This window comes from Amycolatopsis rhabdoformis (assembly GCF_035918295.1).
Taxonomy (GTDB): domain Bacteria; phylum Actinomycetota; class Actinomycetes; order Mycobacteriales; family Pseudonocardiaceae; genus Amycolatopsis; species Amycolatopsis rhabdoformis.
In genome coordinates this window covers 3,461,086-3,481,616 of record NZ_CP142149.1, presented here as the reverse complement: position 1 = coordinate 3,481,616, position 20,531 = coordinate 3,461,086, and the positions used below count along the sequence as shown (strand labels likewise).

Here is a 20,531-nt window from a genome sequence, read left to right as displayed (position 1 = left end):
AGGTGTCAAATGTATTCTGTAGACATGAGCCGTTACGACAGTCAAGGCCGACTGGCGCTCGAGGACCGCATCCGCAAGGCGGTGCTCCCCGAGCAGGGTCGGATTCCGATGTTCACCTACACGGATCCCGGGGTGTACGAGCTCGAGATCGAGCGGATCTTCGGGCGGAGCTGGCTGTTCGTCGGTCACGTCTCCGAGGTTCCCCGGGCCGGCTCGTTCGTGACTCGCACGATGGGGGAGGAGTCGGTGATCGTCGGACGGGGCGACGACTCCGTGGTGCGGGTGTTCCTCAACGCGTGCCGGCACCGCGGAATGCGCCTGGCCTGCGAGGACTTCGGTGAGGTCAACAACTGGCGCTGCCCCTACCACGGCTTCACCTACGGTTCGAAGGGCGACTTCCTGGGGACCTTCATGGGCGCGCCCTTCGAGAAGGTCGCCTACCCTGAAGGGCTGGACCGCGGAGCGCTCCACCTCGTGGAGGCACGGTGCGAGGTCTACCAGGGGCTGATCTTCGCCACCTGGGCGAAACGGGGACCGTCGCTCGACGAGTTCCTCGGTGCCGCGAAGTGGTACCTGGACCTGATCGTGGGGCGCGCGGAGATGGAGGTCGTCGGCCACCCGGAGCGCTGGATGGTGCCCACCGGCTGGCGGCTCCCGGCGGAGAACTTCGCCTCGGACGCCTACCACACCGCGACGGCCCATTCGTTCCTCCAGCGGCTGCAGATGGTCAAGGGCGCCGACTTCGGACGCAGCGGCTACCACGTCGACGTCGGCGGTGGTCACGGGCTCGGCGTCGGCGTGCACAGCGACGAGCAGAGCTACTTCCCGACCGAGCTGGCCGAGGAGTACGCGCGGAACCTCGACGCCGGGCAGCTGCACACGCTCTCGCGGCTGAAGAACCTCCACGGCAACGTGTTCCCCAACTTCACCTTCTTGATCCCGAACTTCATCGAGGTCGAAGGAAAGCTGGTCTCCGGCGCGATGCTGCGCGTCTGGCAGCCGGCCGGTCCGAACCGAACCCAGGTGTGGTCGTGGCACTTCGTCGAGAAGAACGCGCCCGAGTGGTGGAAGAAGCTCGGCAAACGCATGTACACGCAGACGTTCAGCTCGTCGGGCATGTTCGACCAGGACGACACCGAGAACTGGGAGATGCAGACCCGGGTGTCGGACGCGGCGCTCTACCGCGACGAGGAACTCGATCTCCACTACGGCATGGGGATGACCATGCCGACGCTGGGCAAGGACGAGTTCCCCGGCCCGGGTGACGTGTACGACGGCAAGTTCAGCGAATCGGCGGCCCGCACGTACTACCGGGTGTGGCGCGATCGCCTCCTGGAGGGCACCCGATGAGCAGCACGGCGGGCACCGGCGTGGACCTGGCCACCCGGATCGAGATCCACGATTTCTACGCGTACGAAGCGGAACTGCTCGACGACCGCCGCTGGGAGGACTGGGTCGATCTCTTCGCCCCGGAAGTCGAGTACACGGCGCCGATCCGGGTGCACCGCAAGTCGCCCGCACCGGACATCATCGACGAGCTCGGCCATTTCGACGACACGAAGAGCTCGCTGACGCTGCGGGCGAAGCGCCTGCGCACCGACGTCGCGTGGGCCGAGGACCCGCCTTCGCACACGCGGCGGCTGATCACCAACATCCGGGTACGCGCGGGCGAGACCGACACGAACCTGGTGGTGCGCACCAATTTCCTGCTGTACCGCAGCCGTGGCGACCTCGGCGCGTTCGACCTGATCGTGGGGGAGCGGCAAGACGTGCTCCGCCGCGAGGGCCAGGCTTGGCTCATCGCCAAGCGCCGCATCATCATCGACCAGTCGTCGATGAGCACGAAGAACCTGGGAGTGTTTCTCTGATGGACGTCGTGGTGGACCTGGGGATGTGCCAGGGATACGGGAACTGCGTCGCGGCCGCGCCGGACTTCTTCGACCTGGACGATTCGGGGCAGGTGCTCCTGCTGAAGGGCACCGCGAAGACCGAAGCCGAGCAGGCGGCCGTGCGGGACGCGATCCCGGTGTGCCCGATGAGCGCGATCCGGCTCGGCGAGTGAGAGATCGACGACGGCGCGGGGATCTTTACCTCGCTACGGCACTAGTGTATACAGTTAACAGTACGCAGTAAGGCTCCCGGACTTCCGGTCCGGCGGGTGCGGAGCCACTCCACCGGCCGCCGGCGCGCCGAGCGAGCCGGCAGCCCCGGAATTCAGGCGGGCCTGCCCGCTTCCGGCCGGTTTCGCCGTCCCGGCGCGACGCCGGGCCAAGGCTGTGGCTCCGCCCCCCCCCATCGCGCGTTCGAACTCGAAAGGCATTGGACTCATGGGACTTCCCTACACCCGCGGCGACATCAAGGAACGTGCGAAGACCGAATGGGCCGGCGGGTGCAACGTGACCCTGCCTTCCTTCACCGAGGACTTCTCCGGGCTGAACGAAGCCGGGATCCGCCACGACATCGCCCACGCCGCGGAGCTCGGGTTCTGGGGCACCCTGGTCGCGGCCGAGAGCGGAACCACGTTCGAGGAGTACAAGCGGTTCCTGGAGGTCGCCGCCGAGGCCGCGCCCGAGGGGTTCAAGCTCGTGGCGCACCTCAGCTTCGACACCGTGGACCAGTCGCTGGAGGTGGCCAAGCTCTCGGAGAACCTCGGCGCGGAAGCCGGCCTGCTGTCCTACCCGCAGTCGTTCCGGCCGAAGAGCGCCGCCGAGATCGTGGAGCACACCCGCTACGTCACCGACGGCACCGACCTGGCGATGATCTTGTTCGCCTCGTCGTCGTGGGGGTTCAAGACCCTGTCGCCGACCGGGTTCCCGCTGGAGGCGCTCGAGGAGATGAGCAAGCTCGAGACGGCGGCCGCCCTCAAGTACGAGGGCGGCGGGTCCGCGCTCTTCTCGTCGCTCACCGAGGTCGTCGACAAGTGCGGTGACCAGGTGATCGTCGAGAACCCGATGGAGCAGCAGGCGCCGGCGCAGGCGCGGTTGTTCGGCACGCGCTGGTGGGGCACGAGCGCGTACGAATCCTTCGGTGACCGCGTGCCGAAGGTGATGGCCTTGCTCAACGAGGGCAAGTACGACGAGGCCATGGAGATCTTCTGGAGCTACAACGCCGCGCGGGAGGCCAAGGGCGCGTTCCACGCGACGTTCGCGGGCGCGAACCTCATCCACCGGCAGGGCTGGAAGTACCTCGGCTGGCTCAACGGGTTCAACGGCGGCCAGCTGCGCATGCCGCAGATGCGGCTCGCTCCCGGCCAGATGAAGGCACTGCGCGGGGGCCTCGCCGCGGCCGGCTTCGACCTCCCGGGCGACGACGCCGAGTTCTTCGCGGGCCGGGTTCGATGACGATCCACCTCGACAGTGGTGTGATCACCCGGCTCTGCGACGAGGACATCGCGTTCGACGCCGCCCGGCTGGCTCTCGAGGGACAGCGGGAGGGAAGCTTCGCGCTGCCCCAGCGGATCGACGTCAACGTGGCGACCGGGTTCTTCCGGGCCATGCCGGCGGCGCTGGGCGAGTACATGGGCGTGAAGCTCATGACGCTCGCCAAAGGCGTCGGCAACCGCTACCTGCTGCTGGTGTATTCGCAGAAGAGCGGGGAGCTGCTGGCGACCCTCGACGCCGCGGAGGTCACGCGGCTGCGCACGGCGGCCACCACCGCGCTGGCCGGCCGCCTGCTGCGGCCGGAGGGCACCACCGTCCTCGGGCTGATCGGCACCGGTTTCGAGGCGGAGGGACATCTGCGGGCCTTCGCCCGGATGTGGCCGCTGGAGAAGGTCCGCGTCTACAGCCGCTCGCAGGACAAGCGGCAGGAGTTCGCCGAGCGGCTCGGGACGGCGCTGGGGCTCGACATCGAGCCGGCGGCGGACGTCGCGGAGGTGGCCGGGGGTGCCGCGGTGACGGTGCTGTGCACCAAGGCGACCGAGCCCGTGGTCGACGGGCGGTCGTTCGCGCCGGGCGCGGTCGTGCTGTCGATCGGGTCCACGCGGCCCGATCTCCGGGAGCTCGACGACGCGGTGTTCGCGCGGGCGCGGGCCGTCCTGGTCGACGACCCCGCTTCGGTGCTGGCCGAATCGGGCGACGTGAAGTCCGCGGTGGCGAGCGGCGCGATCACGCCGGAGTCCCTCGTCTCGATGGCCGGCTGGTCCGACGACCGGGCGCCGGCCGAAGGCGAGCGGGACCTGCTGGTGTTCAAGTCGGTCGGCACCGCGCTGCAGGACCTGGCGCTGGCGGCGGTGCTGATGAAGAGCGCGGCCGAGCGCGGGCTCGGCCGGGACCTCGGTGAGATCACCGAACTCAAGCGCGCGGTGCGCGGCAAGTGATGGAGTCGAAGTGACAGTTGCGACAGACGCGGTGACCGCGGCAGCGGGGATCCGGAGCGGCCTGCTGATCGGCGGCGAACGGATCACGACCGAGGACGTGTTCGAAGTGCTCGACCCGGCCACGGGCGAACCGATCGCCCAGGTCGCCGACGCCACGGTGGCCCAGGGGCTCGCCGCGCTGGACTCGGTCAGCGCGGCCGCGCCGGCCTGGGCGGCGGTGCCCTCGCGCGAGCGGGCCGAGATCCTGCGGCGCGCCTTCGACGCGGTGCTCGGCCGGCGTGAGGAGTTCGCCCGGCTGATCTCGGCGGAGATGGGCAAACCGCTGGCCGAGGCGCGGGCAGAGGTGGACTACGGCGCGGAGTTCCTGCGCTGGTATTCGGAGGAGGCCGCGCGCCCGGCGGGGGAGTACCGGCGCTCGCCCGACGGCGGTTCGCGGCTGCTCGTCTCGCGCCGCCCGATCGGGCCCTGCCTGCTCATCACGCCGTGGAACTTCCCGCTCGCGATGGCGACCCGCAAGATCGCCGCCGCGCTGGCCGCCGGTTGCACGGCGATCGTGAAGCCGGCGCCCCAGACTCCGTTGACCACGATCAAGTTCGCCGAGCTCCTGCTCGAAGCGGGCGTGCCGGCCGGCGTGCTGAACGTGGTGACAACGCTCGACGCGGCCGGCGTCTGCGGCGCGCTGCTGGCCGACGGGCGCATCCGCAAGCTCTCGTTCACCGGCTCCACCGCGGTCGGCCGATTGCTGATCGCGCAGTGCGGCCGGCACGTGGTCCGGCCGTCGATGGAGCTCGGCGGCAACGCCCCGTTCATCGTGGACGCCGACGCCGACCTCGAGCGCGCGGTCGACGGCGCGATGGTCGCGAAGATGCGCAACATGGGCGAGGCGTGTACGGCGGCGAACCGGTTCCTGGTGCACCGGTCCGTGGCCGAGGAGTTCTCCACGCTCCTCGCGCAGCGCATGGCGGCACTGGCCGTGGGCCCGGGCCTGGAGTCCGCGTCGCAGGTCGGTCCGGTCATCGACGAAGCCGCCCGGGAGAAGCTGACCGGGCTCGTCGACGACGCGGTCGCCCAGGGCGCGCAGATCCGCACCGGTGGCAAGCCGATCAGCGGTCCGGGCACGTTCTTCGAGCCGACGGTCCTCACCGGTGTGGTGGCCGGCGCGCGCATGTTCTCCGAGGAGATCTTCGGTCCGGTCGCGGGAATCACGCCGTTCGACGATCTCGACGAAGCGGTGCGGGTGGCCAACGCGACGGAATACGGGCTGGTCGCCTACCTCTACTCCGGCAACGTCGAGCGTGCGCTGCGCACCGCCGAGCAGCTGGACTTCGGGATGGTCGGGATCAACCGGGCCCTGGTCTCCAACGCCGCGGCTCCGTTCGGCGGCATCAAGCAGTCGGGCCTCGGGCGCGAAGGCGGAAGGGAAGGAATCAATGACTACCTCGATCTCCAGTACGTCGCCCTCGACGCGTAGGGCACCGGGCACGTTCGAGCGGATGGTGCTCACCGTGCCGGATCCCGCGGCCACCGCGGAGTTCCTGCGCAGTGGCCTCGAAATGCAGGTGCTGGAGAAGGACGGCCGGCTGCTCGCGGTGTGCGACGGCGAGTACCGGAACGGGCGCGGCCAGGGCGCGATCGAACTCTCCGCCGGAGGTGAGCTCGCCGTCGACCGGATCGTGTTCGCGCTGCCCGAAGACACCGACCTCGAAGAGCTGCGGTCACTGCTGGCCGGCACGCGGGTCTCCGACACCGCGGTGGACGTGACCGATCCGGCGGGTGACCTGACCGTCCGCCTCGAGCTGACTTCGGCCCTGCGCGTGGACGCGCCGGATCCCTCGGTCCTGCGGCCGCGGCGGATGGGGCACGTGAACCTCAAGTCGCCGAAGCCGGCCGCGACCGCGTCGTTCTTCACCGAGGTGCTCGGGCTCAAGCTGTCGGAGTACATCGGCGAAGACCTCTTCTGGATGCGCACGGACACCGAGCACCACAACGTCGCGCTGCGGCCCGGCGCGCACGGCACGGTGCACCACATCGGCCTCGAGATCGGCGGGTGGCACGCGTACGAGCCGATTCTCGACCACCTGGACCACCGGGGGTTCAAGGCCGAGTACGGGCCGGGCCGGCACCGTCCGGGCCGGAGCCTGTTCACCTACGTCTGCGATCCGTCGTCCGGGCTGCGGATCGAGCTGTTCGCGGACATGGTGCACCTTCCCGATCCGTCGGCGCCGCCGCTGGGGTGGGAGCCCGGCGACCGCATGACCAAGACGCTCAACACCTGGGGCCCGCTGCCTCCGGAGTCCTTCCTCGCCTAGTTCGCCGGAATCGCGCTGCGCAGTACACCGGACGCAGCGCGTCGGAAAGGTGGTGTGGCCACGATGACCGCAGAGCTGGATCTGTCGGAGCTCGACGTGGCGGCGGCCCAGCTGGGGCGCCGGATCACGGCCGACTACATCGCCGACGCGCTGCGCAACGCGATCAACGCCGGCCGGATCCCGGACGGCGCCGAGCTGAACCAGGTGGAGCTCGCCGCGCGGTTCGGGGTGTCGCGGGTTCCGGTCCGCGAGGCCTTGCGGCAGCTGAAAGCCGAGGGTCTGGTCGAGTCCGAGGCTCATCGGCTGTCGCAGGTGCGCGGAATCGGGCCGGATCGGCTCGTGGAGGTGTTCACCCTGCGCGCTCTGCTCGAGGGCTGGCTGGTCGAGCGCGCGGTGCCGCGCATCGGCCAGGCCACGCTCGCGGCGGCGCGGGAGATCAACGAGCGGCTGCGCGGCGAGGCGGACCATCCCGCGTGGCTGGAGCTGAACACGGAGTTCCACCGGCTGTTGTTCCAGCCGTCCGACGCCGTCACGGGTTTCGAGCTGCTGGAGCCGTTGCGGCAGCGTTCGGAGCGCTACACGCGGCTGTGGTCGCAAGGCAACGGCATGCACCGGCCGGAGGAGACGTGCGCCGAGCACGACGACATCCTCCGGCTGGTCGAGGCGGGTGACGCCGCCGGCGCGAAGACCGCGTCCGAAGCGCACGTGATGCACACGTGCGAAGCGGTGATCGCGGCCGGAAAGCTGCTGGGAAAAGGAAACACCTGACGGCCACCGCCGCGAGCGCGGTCGGCCGGTGAAGCCCGAAGTTCCTGCGAATGCCCCAAGTTCCCGTGAAATCGCCCTGTGCAGTGAGGAGAGGCTCCGTTGTCGGAACCCTACGGAGGCCGGTTCGGCTCGGACCTGATCGTCGATCTGCTCGTCGACGCCGGGATCGAGCACGTGGCGTTCAACCCCGGTGCGAGCTTCCGCGGCATCCACGACTCGCTCGTGCACCGGCCGGACGCCCCCGCGATCTCGCTCTGCCTGCACGAGTCGATCGCCGTCTCGATGGCGCAGGGGTACGCCAAGGCTTCGGGCAAGCCGATGGCGGCGCTCCTGCACAACGTGGTCGGACTGCAGAACGCGAGCATGTCGATCTACAACGCGTGGTGCGACCGCGTGCCGATGCTGCTGCTCGGCGGAACCGGCCCGAAGGCCACCCCGAACCGCCGGCCGTGGATCGACTGGATCCACACGGCGTCGGTCCAGGCCGGCATCGTGCGCGACTTCGTGAAGTGGGACGACGAGCCGCACGACCTCGGCAGCGTCGAAGAGTCGTTCGCCCGGGCGCTGGCGGCGACCACCAGCGTGCCGGAAGGCCCGGTCTACCTCTGCTACGACGTCGACCTGCAGGAGAACCCGGTGCCCGACGGGTTCGAGCGCGCCGGCATCGGCCGGTACGCGATCCCGACCGCGCCCGCACCGTCCACAGCGGACGTCGCCTGGCTGGTGGACAAGCTTCGGGGTGCCGAACGGCCGGTGCTCCTGGCCGGTTATGTCGGGGAACGTGATGACGCCTTCGCCGCGCTGGTCGAGCTCGCCGAGGCGCTCGGCGCGGCGGTGGTCGACACCGGTGTGCGGCACGCGTTCCCCACGACGCACCCGCTCGCGGCGACGCACGTTCCGGAGATCCTCGCCGCGGCCGACGTCGTGCTCGCGCTCGACGTCGAGGACATCCACTCGCACCTGCGCACCCGATACGCCGATGCCGGGCTGACGATCCTCAACGTGTCCACGGCCAACCTCAAGCTGCGCGCGTGGGCCCACGACTACCAGGCGATGGTGCCCGCGCAGCGCTTCATCACGGCCGGCGCCGACGCCGTCGTCTCGGCGGTGCTCGACCGGCTCCGCCACACCCCGCTGCCCGCCGAGGTGGTGGCCGAGCGCGTCGCCCGCACCGCGGCGACCACAGCGGCCGCGCGGGCGACGTGGCAGGCCCACGCCCGGTCGTCCACCGCGGACGGTGCCGTTCCGCTCGAGCGGATGCTCGCCGAACTCGGGAGTTCCCTCAGCGGCGTCGACTTCGTGCTGGGCGGCGCCACGAACGGCCGGCACGAGCACAAGTTCCTCTCTCTAGACCGGCCGCGGCAGTACACCGGCTGGGCCGCGGGCGGGGGACTCGGCTACGGCCTGGGCGGAGCGCTGGGCACCGCGCTCGCGCAGGAGCCGGGGACGATCACTGTAGATGTGCAGGCCGACGGCGACCTCCTCTTCTTGCCCTCGGCGCTCTGGACCGCGGCGCACCAGTCGCTGCCGGTGCTGATCCTGGTGAACAACAACCGCCAGTACGGGAACACGGTCGAGCACGCGGCCAAGATCGGTGCCCGGCGCGGCCACGATCCCGCCTCGCGGTATGTCGGCGCCGGCCTCACCGACCCCGCGGTCGACTTCTCCGGGCTCGCCCGTTCGTACGGCGTGTGGTCGTCGGGACCGATCGCGGATCCGGAGACGCTGCAGGAACGGCTCGCGGAAGCGGTCAAGGTCGTCAGCTCCGGGAAGCCGGCCCTGCTCGACGTCCTGACGCCCGGTTTCTGAAGACGCGTGGTTTCTGAAGACAGCGTGGTTTCGGCAAACACGAAGGAGCAGTCAACGATGGACACCCCGCTCTCCGATCCGATCTCCCGCTACGTGCGCCCGCACGAGTTCAAGATGCTCATCGACGGCAAGTTCGTCGGCAGCGCCGAGGGCGGCGTCCGGGCCGTGCTCGACCCGTCCACCGGCCAGGAGCTCACGCAGATCCCGTTGTCGACCGCCGACGATGTGGATCGCGCGACCGCCGCGGCCCAGCAGGCGCAGCCCGCGTGGGAGGCGCTCGGCGTCGACGGCCGCGCCGCGTGCTTCGCGCGGTTCGGTGAGCTCGTCGCGGAGAACCGCGAGCGCCTGGCGATGCTCGACGCGATCGACTGCGGAAACCCCGTGAAGGCGATGCGCACCGACATCGACATCTGCAAGGCCTACCTCGACGGCTGGCCCGCGTTCGCGAGGTCGCTCACCGGCGACGTGATTCCCGCCAGCCCTGGGAATCTGCACTACACCGCGCACCGGCCGTACGGCGTGGTCGGGCGGATCACCGCCTTCAACCACCCCGTGATGTTCGCGATCACCCGGCCGCTGCCGTCGCTGATCACCGGCAACACGCTCGTGATGAAGCCCTCCGACGAGACGTCGCTGTCCACGCTCGCGCTCGCGGAGTTGTTCAACGAGGCGTTCCCGCCCGGTGTCGTCAACATCGTCACGGGCGACGCCGGCACCGGGGACGCCATCGTGACCCACCCGAAGATCAAACGCCTGGCCTTCACCGGCTCGGTGCCGACCGGTCTGATCATCCAACGTCGCGCCGCGGAATCCGGCCAGGTCAAACACGTGTCGCTGGAGCTGGGTGGCAAGAACGCGATGATCGTCTTCCCGGACGTCGACCTCGACCTCGCCGCCGAGGGCGCGATCCAGGGCATGAACCTCGACGTGTGCCAGGGCCAGTCGTGCGGCTCGAACTCGCGGATCCTCGTGCACGCCAAGATCTACGACGAGTTCGTGAACCGGGTGGCGGCGAAGCTCGGCGACTACCGCGTCGGCGTCGCCTACGACGAGTCGACCGACGTGGGCCCGGTGGCCGGTAAGGCGCACTGGAACCGCGTCAACGGCTACATCGAGTCCGGTGTGGAGCAGGGCGCCACCCTCGTGCGCGGCGGCGGCCGGCCGGCCGGGCTGCCCGAGGGCGGGAACTTCATCGACCCGGCGCTGTTCGCGGACGTCACCCTCGACATGCGCATCGGGACGGAGGAGATCTTCGGGCCGGTGATGTCGGTGTTCCGCTGGGACGACTACGACACGATGCTCGCCGAGGCCAACGCGCTCGACCTCGGGCTGACCGCGAGCGTGTGGACCAACGACCTGGCGATCGCGCACAAGACGGCCGACGCCGTCGAGGCGGGCTACGTGTGGATCAACGACTCCACGCGGCACTACTTCGGCACGCCTTTCGGCGGCGTCAAGAACAGCGCGCTCGGCCGGGAGGAGTCGAAGGACGAGCTCCTGACCTTCCTGGAGCAGAAGGTCGTGCACACCCGGCTGGGCGATCCCCACACCGCGCTCGCGCGGCTGCTGTCCTGAGCCGACGGGCGACCGCGCGGCACCACTGACCACAGGAGACGACTGTGAGCAACCCCTTCTACGCTTACTCGGCGATCACCGACCGGCCACCCCTGCGGATGCCCCGGGGGGAACGGATCGCGGTCTGGGCCGGGCTGAACATCGAGCACTACGAGTACGGCAAACCGGCGTTGAGCCTGGCGCAGTTCACCGCGGGGCTGACCCCCGACCCGCTCAACCACGGCTGGCGCGACTACGGCCCGCGGGTGGGGATCTGGCGTCTCGTGGACATGTTCGACCACCTCGACATCCAGCCGACGGCGATCGTCAACAGCGACGTGGTCGAGCAGTACCCGGCGATCGTGCGGGCGGGCATCGAGCGGGGCTGGGACTGGGTCGCGCACGGGAAGAACAACTCCACGTGGCAGACGGGGATGGCCCCGGCCGAGGAGAAGGCCTACATCGGCGCGGTCACGGACTCGATCGAGTTCGCCACGGGCAAGCGCCCGAAGGGCTGGCTGGGGCCGGCGCTGACCGCGTCCGCGGCGACGAACGACCTGCTGGCCGAGCACGGCTACCTCTACAACCTCGACTGGGGTGTGGACGACGAACCGTTCCCGCTCACCGTTTCGGCGGGCTCGCTGATCTCGGTGCCCTACAGCACCGAACTCAACGACATCCCGTTCTCCGTGCTGCAGGGGCAGCCGGCGGCCGCGTTCGGGCAGGCGCTGATCGACCAGTTCGACCAGCTGTACGCCGAAGGCGCGAGCCGCCCGCGCGTACTGGGGTTCGGCGTGCACCCGTTCCTGTCGGGACAGCCCTACCGCCTCCGTTACCTGGTGGAAGCGTTGCAGCACATGGCCAAACACGAGGGCGTGTGGTTCGCCACCGCCGACGAGATCGCGACGTGGTACCGGGATGGTGCGTGATGGGCGAGCTGGACAGGATCGTGGTCGTCGGTGCGTCGCTGGCCGGTCTCCGGTCCGTCGCGACGCTGCGAGCCGAGGGGTTCTCCGGATCGATCACCGTGATCGGCGACGAACCGGAGATGCCCTACGACCGGCCGCCGCTGTCCAAAGAGGTCATGCGCGGTGAGCACGGCCCCGCCGAGGTGCGGCTGGCCGGCGCGGACGAGCACGGCGCGGTGTGGCGGCTCGGCTCCCCGGCGGTGACCCTCGACCCGGTCGGCAAGGTCGTGGTCACGGCCGACGGCGTCGAGACCCCGTACGACGGTGCGGTGCTGGCCACCGGAAGCGGCACTCGTTCGCTCCCGTCGTTCGACCCGGCGGCGCAGAACGTGCATTCCGTGCGCAAGCTCGACGACGCGCTCCGGCTCAGCGCGACGCTGTCCGCCGAGACGAAGCTGCTGATCGTCGGGTGCGGGTTCGTCGGCATCGAGGTGGCGTCCTCGGCGCGGTCCCGCGGGGCGCAGGTCACGGTGGTCGGCCTCGACCCGCCGGTCGCGCCGGCCGGTCCGCTCGCCAGCGCGGCGGCCGTCCGCTTGCTCACCGAAGCGGGAGTGCGCCTGCACGTCGGCGAGACGGTGGCCGAGGTCGAGGCGGCCGGATCGGGGTACCGGGTCACGCTGTCCGGTGGCGCGGTCGTCGAGGCGGACCAGGTTGTCGTCGCGGTCGGTTCGACGCCGAACGTCGGCTGGCTCGCCGGAGCCGGGCTCGAACTCGGCGACGGTGTCGAGTGCGACGAGACCCTCCGGGTGGCCGGGGTCGCCGACGTGGTCGCCGCCGGCGACATCGTGCGGTGGCCGAATCCCGCGTTCGGTGGCCTGGTGATGCGGGTCGAGCACTGGAGCAACGCGGTCGAGCAGGGCGTCGCCGCGGCCAAGACGCTGCTGGCCGGTGCCGGCGCGACGCCGTTCGGGTCGGTGCCCAGCTTCTGGTCGGACCACTTCGGCATCCGCCTGCAGAGCGTCGGGCTGCCCAGGCTGGCCACGCGGTTCGAGGTCGTGGCCGGAGACCCTGACGAGGGTGTCTTCTGTGCGGCGGCGTACGCGGGTGAAACGCTGGTCGGCGGTGTCGCCTACGGGATGCCGAGACCGTTGGTCATGATCAAGGTGAAGCTGGCCAAGGCCGGTGTCGCGCTCCAGCCGGCGCGAAGCTGAGCGCGTGCGAGCGCCGGAAGTCGAAGAGGACGGGGAAGTGCATGGGTTGGCTTGACGGCGACGTCGCGATCGTCACCGGCGGAGGCTCCGGCATCGGCCGCGCGGTGGCCCGCCGCTACGTCGAGGAAGGGTGCCGCGTGGTCGTGGCGGACGTCAGCGCGGATCGCCTGGCGCAGGTGCAGGCCGAACTCGGCGACCGGGTCGCGACGATCGTCTGCGACGTGCGCGACCACCGCCAGAACGCCGCCGTGGTCCGCAAAGCCGTCGAGACCTTCGGAAAACTCGACATCTTCGTCGCGAACGCCGGAATGGGGGACAAGTTCACCGAGCTCGCGGATCTTCCGGCGGACCAGGTCGACGCGGCTTTCGCGCAGATCTTCGAGGTGAACGTGAAAGGCATCATCCACGGCGCGAAGGCGGCGCTGCCCGAACTGCTCAAGACCCGCGGCGCGATCGTGGTGACGCTGTCGAACTCCTCGTTCTACCCTGATGGGGGCGGGGTCATGTACATCGCGAGCAAACACGCCGCGCTGGGCGTGGTCCGCCAGCTCGCGCACGAGTTCGCGCCGCTGGTGCGCGTGAACGCCGTCGCCCCCGGAGCCACGCGGACGAACATCACCAGCCCGGCCGCCTTCGGCGAGGCCACCGCGGGGCCCCAGGTCGGTGGCGACGCGGCCGCGCGGGCCGCGGCCATCGCGGAGACGATGCCGCTGAAGACCTTCCCCGAGGCCGACGCGCACGCGGCCGCCTACGTGTTGGTCGCGTCTCGCACGCAGGCGCCGATGATGACCGGCACCGTGATCGAGTCCGACGGCGGGCTCGGCGTCCGCGGGCTGCGCCGCGTGCGGGGTGGCGAGGACCTTGCCCGGCGGGTGCTCGGTACCGATCGGTGACCGCCCGCTGACCGCCCGCTGACCGCCGCGGCCGGACGAGGGGCCGGCCGCGGCTTCACGGCTGTGCCTACTTCGGCGAGCCCACCTGCCTGATCGCCGCGATGTCGGCCCCTTCGCCGGGCGGCACCAGCTCCAGCGCGTCCCACACGAGCTCTTCGTAGTCCGGGCACTCGTCGAGGCATTCGTGGTGCGCGCACTCCAGCGACTGGGTCACGAAGGCTTCGACGCGCCGCATCCGTTCGATCCGCTCGTGAAGGTCGTGGACGTGGTGTGCGACGGTGTCGCGCCACTGGCCACCGGGAGTCGAGCGCTCCAGGATCTCCTCGATCACGTCGAGGCTCATCAGCCCGCTCCGCTGCCAGAACAGGATGATCGCCAGCCGGCGCACCTCCTGCGGGCCGTACCAGCGCCGGCCGCCCCGCCGCGATCGCGGCGCCAGCAGGCCGCGCTGCTCGTAGTAGCGCAGCGTCGACGCTTTGATCCCGAACTGCCGGCACACCACGTGAATCGGCAGCAGCCCGTCGGTTTCCCCGTCGGGGGTGGTCGGTTCGAGGGACATCGTCATCGCCTCTGCTCGATCGGGCTCGCGGCTCTTGCGTTCAAGCCGACTTCAACTCGCAGAATGTATACACCTTCACCGCGAGTTTTCGAAACCGCGCGTTCCCCCGACGACAGAGGCGGCGGCCATGACCTCGATCTCCGAACGTGCCGATCCCGGCACGCGCACGATGCTTTCCGACGGCGAATGCCTGGAGGACCTCGTCAAGCCCGGCGACGGACTGGTGTCGCGGCGCATCTTCACCGACGCCGAGATCTACGAGCTGGAGCAGAAGCGGATCTTCGCCAAGGGCTGGTTCTTCGTCGGCCACGAGTCCGAGGTACCCGAGCCGGGTGACGTGCTCACGCGGATGGTCGGAACCGATCCCGCGCTGTTCGTCCGCGACGACGACGGCGTGATCCGGGTCTTCCTCAACTCGTGCCGCCACCGCGGCATGCGCGTGTGCCGCACCGACCGCGCGAACACCTCGTTCCTGCGCTGCCCGTACCACGGCTGGGCCTACAAGAACACCGGCGAGCTCGTTTCCGTGCAGGCCGAGGACTTCTACGGGCCGGACGAGCTCCGGAAGGCGGACTTCGGCCTGATTCCGGTGGCCCGCCTCGGGATCCACCACGGCCTGGTGTTCGCCACGTGGGACGAGCAGGCGCCCTCGCTCGACGAGTACCTCGGCGACATGAAGTACTACCTGGACATCATCATGAACCGGACGGGTGGCATGCGGGTCGTCGGCACACCCCAGGTGTGGGAGGCCGAGACCGGCTGGAAGTTCGCCACGGACAACTTCACCGACAACTTCCACGTCTACTTCGCCCACCACAGCCTGGTCGAGCTCGGCATGTTGCCCAACGACCCGGACTTCGCGGGCCACGGCACGCTGGTGGTCGCGGAGGAAGGACACATCCTGCACCTGACCGCGGGTGCGCCCACCCACGCGTTCGAATCGCTGGGTCTGCCCGACGAACTGCGCGCGAAGTTCCCCGAGTTCCTCGACGCCGACCAGGTCGAGATGGCGAAGAACACCGCCTACAGCGCGGGCACGGTGTGGCCCAACTTCCACTGGCTGCAGCTGATGAGCAGCGGCACCCTCGGCCAGCCGGACGTGCCGTTCCTGAACCTGCGGTTGGAGGTGCCGGTGAGTCCGACGCGCACCCGCATGTGGTCGTGGTTGCTCATCGACGAGGCCGCGGACGCCGAGTTCACCAAGGCGTCGTACGAGACCTACGTCCGGACCTTCGGGCCCGCGGGGATCTACGACCAGGACGACATGGAGAACTGGGAGGACTGCACCCGCACCTCGCTGGGCCCGGCCGCGCGCCGGCACACACTGCACCACCGCATGGGGCTCGGTACCCCGGTCGACGAGACCTGGCCCGGGCCGGGGAAGGCGTACCGGGGATCTTACGGCGAGCACACCCAGCGCAGCTGGTACGCCGCGTGGCTGCGGTTCATGACCGAAGGCCGGGCCGGCCGCAAGTCCCAGGAGGACGGACGATGACCCTCCGGGAAACCTTGGCGGCGGCGAAGAAGCTGCCCGTCGTGCTGCCGAACACCGAGCTCTACGGCCGGGTCGCCGAATTCCAGAACGCCGAGGCCGAGATCCTCGACACCTACGCCTACCTCGACTGGATCGAGCTGTTCACCGAGGACGTCGCGTACCGGATGCCGGTGCGCACCACCCAGTTCCTGGTCGACGGAGAGGGCTTCCACGACTTCGACTTCATCGTCGACGACTGGCAGACCCTCTACACGCGGGTGAAACGGCTCGAGACGGAGTTCGCGTGGGCCGAGACACCGCCGTCGAGGACCCGGCACTTCCTCACCAACCTGCGGCTGACCCGGGATCCCGGAGCCGGGGTTCTCTTCGCACGGAGCAACTTCCTGATCACCCGGACCCGGCAGGACCTCGACTACCAGACGTTCACCGGTTCGCGGCACGACGAGCTCGTCGCGCACGGCGACACGTTCAAGATCCGGCGCAGGACCGTCCTGGTCGACCAGACGGTGATCACCGGGACGAACCTGAGCATCTTTTTCTAGGAGTGGTGCTGGTGCAACACACGGGGACTTTCGTTCCGATCGCCGAAGTCACCGCGCTGCGGGAAGGATTCCTTTCCACGCACGAAATCGAAGGGCGTGCGGTTGTCGTGGCCACCACGGCCGCCGGCATCCACGTGTACGACGGCACCTGTCCGCACGCGGACTTCCAGTTCGGTGCCGCCCGATTGCGCCGGGGCTGCGAGATCGAGTGCCAGATGCACGGCGCGAGGTTCACCGCGGACGAGACCGGTGAAGTGACCAAGGGGCCGGCGAAAGAACCGCTGTGGGTCTTGGAATCCCGCGTGGTCGACGGCGTGGTGGAGGTCCTCGTCGACTGGTGAGCACCGGAGCTCAGGAAACACGGCAACAGGCAACAGCGCAACAGGAAGAGGAGGGCCGGCCGATGGGCTGGTTGGACGGAGAAGTCGCGATCGTCACCGGTGGTGGCTCGGGCATCGGCCGCGCGGTGGTGAACCGCTACGTCGCGGAAGGCGCGAAGGTCGTCGTGACCGACCTCGACGAGACGCTGCTCAAGGAACTCGAGGCCGAGCACGGCGAAGCGGTGACCGGCCTGGTCGCGGACGCGCGCCTGATCGAAGACAACCAGCGCGTCGTCCGGCACGCGGTGGAGGTGTTCGGCAAGCTGGACATCTTCGTCGCCAACGCCGGGATGGGCGACCGGTTCACCGAGATCGTGGACATCCCCGACGACAAGGTCGCCGATGCGTACCAACAGGTGTTCGACGTGAACGTGAAAGGGGTGATCCTCGGGGCGAAGGCGGCGGTGAAGGAGCTGGTGCGCAGCAGCGGTGCGTTCATCGTGACGCTGTCCAACTCGTCGTTCTACCCCGACGGCGGTGGTGTCATGTACATCTCCAGCAAGCACGCCGCTCTGGGCATCGTCCGCCAGCTCGGTCACGAATGGGCGCCGTGGGTCCGGGTCAACGCGGTGGCCCCGGGCGGGACCAAGACCAACATCCGGATCCCCGAAGCGTTCGGGCTGGACGAGAACGGCAAGCCCATTCGCGCGCACTCGCATCCGTCCAATGCGGACTCGGAAGTCGAGCGCGTGACACCGCTGCGGACGCATTCCGATCCGGAAGACCACGCCGCGGCCTTCGTGCTGGTCGCGTCCCGGACCCAGGGCAAGGCGATGACGGGGACGGTGATCGAGAGCGACGGCGGGCTCGGCGTGCGGGGTCTGCGCCGCGTGCGGGGCGGTGACGACCTCCACCGCCGCTTCTTCGGGGACGAGGGCTGAGGATGCGGGTTCTGCTGACCGGCGACCAGGGTCTGCTCGGGCAGGCCGTGCGCGCCGAGCTGGAGGCGTCGGGGCACGACGTGCGCGGGTTCGATCTGGCTGCCGGACAGGACGTGCGGGACGCCGAGGCGGTCGCCGACGCCGCGCAGGGGCACGAGGTGATCGTGCACCTGGCCGGGCTGCCCGGAGACCGTGAGGAGCGGCCGGACCAGGTCATGGCGGTGAACCTGCTCGGGACCTGGAACGTGCTGCTCGCGGCGAGGCGCGCCGGCGTCGGCCGAGTCGTGTACTGCTCGTCGGGCAAGGCGCTCGGGATGCTCGAACGGGATCCGGAGTACCTGCCCGTCGACGACTCGCATCCCGGCAGGCCGTCGAGGCCGTACGCGCTGTCGAAGTGGCTCGCCGAGGAGATGTGCGAAGCGTTCACCCACGAGACCGGCATCGCCACCCTGTGCCTGCGGCCGGTTTTCGTCGCGGACGAGCCGGCTTGGCGCTCGCTCGTCGAGGCCGAGGAGCTCCCGCCCGCGCGCGGCACCTCGTGGCACCTCGGCGCGGTCGTCGACGTGCGGGACGTCGCGGCGGCGTTCGCCGCGGCGGTCGGGTGCGCGGATCCCGGGCACGCCCGCTTGTTGTTGTGCGCGGACGAGGTCGCGTCGGACCGGCCGGTCGTCGAGGTGGCCCGCGCGCATCTTCCTGCGGTGGCGTGGCGGACCGGGGCTCCCGGGCGCGACGGCCGTTCTGCGCTTGTCGACTGTGCGGCGGCGCGGGAAGTCCTGGGGTGGCAGCCGAAGTTCGGCTGGCGCGACCGGGGCGGCTACCTCACGCCCTGAGTTCCCGCGCGACGTCTTGGACACCGGGGTGCCGGGGCCGCTTCACCGAGCGGCTCCGGCACCCCGTCACGCGTCCGTCAGTTTCCTTGGGTGGCCAGGGTTTCGAGCTGCTCGACCGTGACGACGTCGGCGTACTTGGCGTTCATCTCGAAGAGGTTGACGCCGTGGCTCAGGCGCGAACGGTCGAAAACGGCCTCCTCGACCACGAACGTCGGATAGCCGTGGGAGTGGGCGTCGATCACCGTGGCCCGCACGCAGCCCGAGGTCGTCGTTCCGGTCACCACGACCGAATCCACGTTGCGGCGGATGAGGTAGGAGAGCAGTGCGGTGTCGAAGAACGCGCTCGCCTTGGGCTTGGCGATCACCGCCGCACCGGCCGGGGGTTTGATCTCGTCGGGAATTTCCTGGGCACCGGGCAGATCCATCGGTGACCCCATGCCCGCGAGCTCCGACTTGATCGTGCCGCCGAAGAGCGACGCGCCGCCGACGATGGCCGTGGTGTACACGATCGGCCAGTCGTTCGCCTCGGCGAAGTCGATGACTTTTTTGAGGTGGGGCAGGGAAGTCCACGCCGTCGGACCGCACGCGGTCGGGTACTCGGCGGTCGCTTCTTCGAGCGACTGCCCGGGCCGGCCGGTGAACGACCGGACCACGTCGACCACGAGCAGGGCCGGCCGCGCACCCAGGCGGTTCTGGACCGACCAGTGCTTGCGGCTGTAGCCGGCTCCGTCGTGGGACTCGAAGAACTCCGCCCACCACGGGCTGCTCGCGGTCGATGCGGTCATGTTTTCCTCCTGGACTGTCCGAGGGTGGTCCGGCCGTTCGGACGCGGCCGTGCCGGAGCAGAGCTCTGGTCGCTGGGGCCGGAATCGCCACTTCGGTTGGGCAAAGTGGCTACTGTAGACACTACAGGTCTGGCAAGCGTTTCGGCAGCGCGAACTCGGCCGAATCGGTGTGGGGCACGGAGATTCCGGCCGCGAGGGTCACGCCGGGCTCACGTCCGCGGGCGTCGTTCCGTCGGCGAGCTCCTGCACGAGCTGCACGAACTCGTCGATCAGCACGTCCTTGCGCGCGCGGATCCAGCCGACGCCCAGGGTGAGCGGCGAGGTCCCGGTGACGGGCACCGCGACGAGGCCCGGATACGGGCTGAAGCGCAGTACCGAAGCCGGAGCCGTGGTGAAACCGCGGCCGTTGGCGGCCGCGAGGAGCCATTCCTGCGCCGTGGAGACCACGGCTCCGACCGGCCGTTCGCCCAGCAGATCGGCGAGGGTGTGGGTGTCGGTCCAGGCTTTGACCAGGGGATCGTGGTCGTGCCCCTCGATGACGATGGCCGGCAGGTCGGCGAGATCCTCGGGTCGCAGTTCCCGCTGCTGCGCCAGGGGATGGTCGGCGGGAACCAGGCAGATCCGTGGCTCGTCGACCAGCGGGACGAACACGATCTGCGGGTGCACCGGCGGGTACGCCAACAGGGCGACGTCGGTCTCGCCGGCGAGCAAACCGTTGGAGGGGTCGTCGAACCGGTGGCTCTTGATCGCCACGGTGATCTCGGGATGCCGGGTCTCGAAGACCCGCAGGGCCGGCATCTGCAGGTCGTTCGCGTGGGCGAGGAAGCCGATCCGGAGTACGTGCTGCCCGGAGGCCGCCTTCCTGCGCGCCAGGCTGATACCGCGATCGAGCGATTCGAGCGCCGCCGTGGTGGCGCTGAGGAACTCCGCGCCGGACGGGGTGAGCTCCACGCGGTGGGTGGAGCGGGTGAACAGCGCGGCGCCGATCTCCTGTTCCAGGTGCTTGATCTGCGAGCTGAGCACCTGCTGGGTGATGTGCAGCCGCCGCGCGGCCCGGGTGAAGTTCAGCTCGTGGGCCAGAACGACGAACCGTCGCAGCTCCGTGGTGGTGACAGCCGGATCGCGTGGCATAACCAGGAACTCCTGTTTCCGCTGGTCGTGGCGGTGCCCTCACAGTATATGGCGAGCGCCGTTCTGTAGACAGTGGACGGACGCTCGCCCGGTCGTGCGCGGCCCTGGCGCGCCAGGATCTGCGTCGCTGGACCGGGTTTCTCTTCTGCGCGAGTCCG

General features: G+C 69.7%; 21 protein-coding genes. 18 read left to right on the top strand and 3 right to left on the bottom strand.

Annotation, left to right across the window (positions count from 1 at the left end):
• The first annotated feature begins 24 nt into the window (after positions 1-24).
• From VSH64_RS15815 to VSH64_RS15755, 13 genes are all read left to right on the top strand, one after another.
• A complete protein-coding gene (locus tag VSH64_RS15815; RefSeq protein ID WP_326836353.1) occupies positions 25-1,350 on the top strand; it encodes an aromatic ring-hydroxylating oxygenase subunit alpha in 1,326 nt (441 codons plus the stop codon).
• Positions 1,347-1,868 (top strand): aromatic-ring-hydroxylating dioxygenase subunit beta, encoded by a 522-nt coding sequence (locus VSH64_RS15810; protein ID WP_326836352.1) that lies wholly within the window; start codon positions 1,347-1,349, stop codon positions 1,866-1,868. Before VSH64_RS15815 ends, VSH64_RS15810 begins: the two co-directional genes overlap by 4 nt.
• A complete protein-coding gene (locus tag VSH64_RS15805) occupies positions 1,868-2,062 on the top strand; it encodes a ferredoxin (RefSeq protein WP_326836351.1) in 195 nt (64 codons plus the stop codon). Before VSH64_RS15810 ends, VSH64_RS15805 begins: the two co-directional genes overlap by 1 nt.
• 265 nt (positions 2,063-2,327) lie before the next feature.
• Positions 2,328-3,341, top strand: a complete 1,014-nt coding sequence (locus tag VSH64_RS15800; RefSeq protein WP_326836350.1) for a dihydrodipicolinate synthase family protein — start codon at positions 2,328-2,330, stop codon at positions 3,339-3,341.
• The gene (locus tag VSH64_RS15795; protein WP_326836349.1) at positions 3,338-4,318 is read left to right on the top strand and encodes an ornithine cyclodeaminase family protein; all 981 of its coding nucleotides are present in this window, start codon (positions 3,338-3,340) and stop codon (positions 4,316-4,318) included. Before VSH64_RS15800 ends, VSH64_RS15795 begins: the two co-directional genes overlap by 4 nt.
• A 10-nt stretch (positions 4,319-4,328) precedes the next feature.
• Complete coding sequence (locus tag VSH64_RS15790; RefSeq protein ID WP_407655651.1) at positions 4,329-5,789, top strand: NAD-dependent succinate-semialdehyde dehydrogenase; 1,461 nt, start codon at positions 4,329-4,331, stop codon at positions 5,787-5,789.
• Complete coding sequence (locus VSH64_RS15785) at positions 5,749-6,627, top strand: VOC family protein (RefSeq protein WP_326836348.1); 879 nt, start codon at positions 5,749-5,751, stop codon at positions 6,625-6,627. Before VSH64_RS15790 ends, VSH64_RS15785 begins: the two co-directional genes overlap by 41 nt.
• A gap of 63 nt (positions 6,628-6,690) precedes the next feature.
• Positions 6,691-7,395: a GntR family transcriptional regulator gene (locus VSH64_RS15780; RefSeq protein WP_326836347.1), complete on the top strand. Its 705-nt coding sequence runs from the start codon at positions 6,691-6,693 to the stop codon at positions 7,393-7,395.
• Positions 7,396-7,494: 99 nt separating this feature from the next.
• Complete coding sequence (locus tag VSH64_RS15775; RefSeq protein WP_326836346.1) at positions 7,495-9,204, top strand: thiamine pyrophosphate-binding protein; 1,710 nt, start codon at positions 7,495-7,497, stop codon at positions 9,202-9,204.
• Positions 9,205-9,261: 57 nt separating this feature from the next.
• Positions 9,262-10,779, top strand: a complete 1,518-nt coding sequence (locus VSH64_RS15770) for an aldehyde dehydrogenase family protein (RefSeq protein WP_326836345.1) — start codon at positions 9,262-9,264, stop codon at positions 10,777-10,779.
• 44 nt (positions 10,780-10,823) lie between these two features.
• Entirely contained in the window at positions 10,824-11,687 is an 864-nt protein-coding gene (locus tag VSH64_RS15765) for a polysaccharide deacetylase family protein (RefSeq protein WP_326836344.1), read from the top strand.
• Positions 11,687-12,877, top strand: coding sequence for an NAD(P)/FAD-dependent oxidoreductase (locus tag VSH64_RS15760; RefSeq protein ID WP_326836343.1), 1,191 nt, complete (start codon positions 11,687-11,689; stop codon positions 12,875-12,877). The genes VSH64_RS15765 and VSH64_RS15760 overlap by 1 nt, the downstream gene beginning before the upstream one ends.
• Before the next feature lie 41 nt (positions 12,878-12,918).
• Positions 12,919-13,770: an SDR family NAD(P)-dependent oxidoreductase gene (locus VSH64_RS15755; RefSeq protein ID WP_326836342.1), complete on the top strand. Its 852-nt coding sequence runs from the start codon at positions 12,919-12,921 to the stop codon at positions 13,768-13,770.
• A gap of 67 nt (positions 13,771-13,837) precedes the next feature.
• Here the strand turns inward: VSH64_RS15755 and VSH64_RS15750 are convergent, their stop codons facing one another.
• Positions 13,838-14,335 carry a helix-turn-helix domain-containing protein gene (locus tag VSH64_RS15750; RefSeq protein WP_326836341.1) on the bottom strand — a complete coding sequence of 166 codons (498 nt, stop codon included), beginning with the start codon at positions 14,333-14,335 and terminating at the stop codon, positions 13,838-13,840.
• Between the two features lie 121 nt (positions 14,336-14,456).
• Between VSH64_RS15750 and VSH64_RS15745 the strand changes: the two genes are divergently transcribed.
• The 5 genes from VSH64_RS15745 to VSH64_RS15725 all read left to right on the top strand — a co-directional run bounded on the left by VSH64_RS15745 (position 14,457) and on the right by VSH64_RS15725 (position 18,457).
• A complete protein-coding gene (locus tag VSH64_RS15745; protein ID WP_326836340.1) occupies positions 14,457-15,824 on the top strand; it encodes an aromatic ring-hydroxylating oxygenase subunit alpha in 1,368 nt (455 codons plus the stop codon).
• On the top strand, positions 15,821-16,366 hold the full coding sequence (locus tag VSH64_RS15740; protein ID WP_326836339.1) for an aromatic-ring-hydroxylating dioxygenase subunit beta: 546 nt from the start codon (positions 15,821-15,823) through the stop codon (positions 16,364-16,366). Before VSH64_RS15745 ends, VSH64_RS15740 begins: the two co-directional genes overlap by 4 nt.
• 11 nt (positions 16,367-16,377) lie before the next feature.
• Positions 16,378-16,707: a Rieske (2Fe-2S) protein gene (locus VSH64_RS15735; protein ID WP_326836338.1), complete on the top strand. Its 330-nt coding sequence runs from the start codon at positions 16,378-16,380 to the stop codon at positions 16,705-16,707.
• A 62-nt stretch (positions 16,708-16,769) separates the two neighbouring features.
• Complete coding sequence (locus tag VSH64_RS15730) at positions 16,770-17,627, top strand: SDR family NAD(P)-dependent oxidoreductase (protein WP_326836337.1); 858 nt, start codon at positions 16,770-16,772, stop codon at positions 17,625-17,627.
• A 2-nt stretch (positions 17,628-17,629) separates the two neighbouring features.
• Positions 17,630-18,457 (top strand): NAD-dependent epimerase/dehydratase family protein, encoded by an 828-nt coding sequence (locus tag VSH64_RS15725; RefSeq protein WP_326836336.1) that lies wholly within the window; start codon positions 17,630-17,632, stop codon positions 18,455-18,457.
• Between the two features lie 77 nt (positions 18,458-18,534).
• Here the strand turns inward: VSH64_RS15725 and VSH64_RS15720 are convergent, their stop codons facing one another.
• Positions 18,535-19,242, bottom strand: coding sequence for an isochorismatase family protein (locus tag VSH64_RS15720; RefSeq protein WP_326836335.1), 708 nt, complete (start codon positions 19,240-19,242; stop codon positions 18,535-18,537).
• Between the two features lie 198 nt (positions 19,243-19,440).
• Entirely contained in the window at positions 19,441-20,373 is a 933-nt protein-coding gene (locus VSH64_RS15715) for a LysR family transcriptional regulator (protein ID WP_326836334.1), read from the bottom strand.
• Positions 20,374-20,531 lie beyond the last annotated feature (158 nt).